Source organism: Clostridium sp. (assembly GCF_051656525.1).
Classification (GTDB): Bacteria; Bacillota; Clostridia; order Clostridiales; family Clostridiaceae; genus Clostridium.
Map to the genome: position 1 here is coordinate 1 of NZ_JBOGCC010000135.1, position 1,839 is coordinate 1,839.

Sequence of the window (1,839 nt, forward strand, 5' to 3'; positions counted from 1 at the left end):
AAGAGTTTAGTATATCCAACAATTGAAGATTTAGAAGAAGGTTTGAATCAAAAAGAAAATAAATTTAATAAAAATAGTGGATTTAATAAAACAAAATCAGATGCAACAAATTTAAAAGATTCAGAAACTCTTGCAACATCAATGGCAGTAGCAAAAACTATGGAGAAAGCAGAAGAGGCCTTGGAAAGTGCAGGAGGTAAGGAGCCAGCATTTAATAAAAATACTGCGTTTAATAAGAATTTCGGAACTGGACAAAATGAGGTTTTAGAAGGAAATAAATTAGCTGAGATATTAGGTATTGAATATGGTGGAATTTTAAATAACGCAAATGCCAAAGTAGCTGGAAAAGGGTATTATGATACTGCAAATAAAAAGATATATAAGTGTATTGCAAATACCTCTATAAATTACGCAGATGCAGCTTATTTTATTGAAGTTTCAAATAATGACTTATTGGGTAAATTACAGAATTTATATACATTAAAATTCGAAACTATCGATTATGATAACTATAGGATACATTTAAGACGAATAGGTTATTTAGTATCAATTATCTTAGTTGAAATAGAAGCTAAAGATAGAAGTTATTTAGAGGTAATTGTTCCAACTGGTATTATTCCAGAAATATATCATCCTATTAGTGGTGTTGTCCTAGAATTAATTCAAGCTCCTAATTCAGGTCCATTTAGAATAAAGGTAAGTGGAGATGGTTCTCTGATAGCATTATATAGATATGGATCTACTAATGTTATTTATAATAATCAAATTGAAAATAGCGCCTTTACATTCATAGCTAAAATTATATAATATTACAGAATTTAAGTAAAAATCCAACTATTTTTATGGTTCGTGAGTATATTAAAGATGCCAATTTAATACAAGGATTAGGTTCGTATAGAACAGATCCTTTAACTAAAAATATTCCTATTAATAATCATGGAATATTAAATATAACTGGTTGGGTATCTTCGGAAGGAAATCCAACTAATTATACTGTTGCTCAATGGATTGAGTATGATACTGGGAGGACTTTTGTGAGACATTTTGATGTGCTACCTAATATCCAATGGTATAGTTGGAGAGAAATACCTTTAAACTAATTGCCAATGAGACCAAATATATGGTGGGTGCACATCTCCACCTGTTCGTCTTCGAACGGCTATTTTTCCATGATTGTAAGAGAGAGCCATTTGGTGAATATAACCACTTCCAGTATTTCTAACAGATAAAAAGGCTTGAGAACCACAAAAATCCCATTCAGCTGGAATAGAGGTGTAACGTGAATCTAATTGATATTCTCCACTTTCAATAGCTTCATCTTCTTTGACAACTCTGTAATCGTTTTTTACAGGCCATATTGGTAAATTCTGTAATATTAGATATTATACATGCAAATAAAAATAGAGTTTTCAAGGTGACTATTTCCCATAAACTCGATATCTCCATTAGGTTTAAAATACATAGTATGTGAGCTACTATTTGAATTTATATTGGAGATCATAGAAAAAGCTTGTCCTTGTTGAGTTACCAAAGGTCTATATTCAACAGGTATTAATGAATGAAGTATTAATGATGAATCACTAGGTCTACAATTACCGATTATAATCACCATATTTGTTATTTTTATAACATATCCTTGTAAAAAACCTTGTGAAGACGAACCGTAATTTGAATAAATATAACTGGCTTTATTTTTGAGCAAATTCTGTAATTTTTATAAAAAAAAAGCCCTCACTTTGATAGTGAAAGCCTTTAAAGTCGGGGAACTTGAAAGTAGTTTACAATACTTGTATGAAAATGTCAATAAAACTCTTAAAATATAATTATTTTAAATTTTAG

At 29.7% G+C, this 1,839-nt stretch carries 2 protein-coding genes; both read left to right on the forward strand.

Features of this window, described 5'->3' with window-relative positions; genetic code table 11:
• The coding region (locus tag ACRDDY_RS06915) for a hypothetical protein (RefSeq protein ID WP_438564233.1) at window positions 1-807 on the forward strand (807 nt) is incomplete at its 5' end.
• Between the two features lie 35 nt (window positions 808-842).
• Window positions 843-1,100, forward strand: a complete 258-nt coding sequence (locus tag ACRDDY_RS06920; protein WP_438564234.1) for a hypothetical protein — start codon at window positions 843-845, stop codon at window positions 1,098-1,100.
• Window positions 1,101-1,839 lie beyond the last annotated feature (739 nt).

Excerpts from the sequence above, each read along its gene's own strand:
- ACRDDY_RS06920 (WP_438564234.1), top strand. The coding sequence starts at position 843 with ATGGTTCGTGAGTATATTAAAGATGCCAATTTAATACAAGGATTAGGT.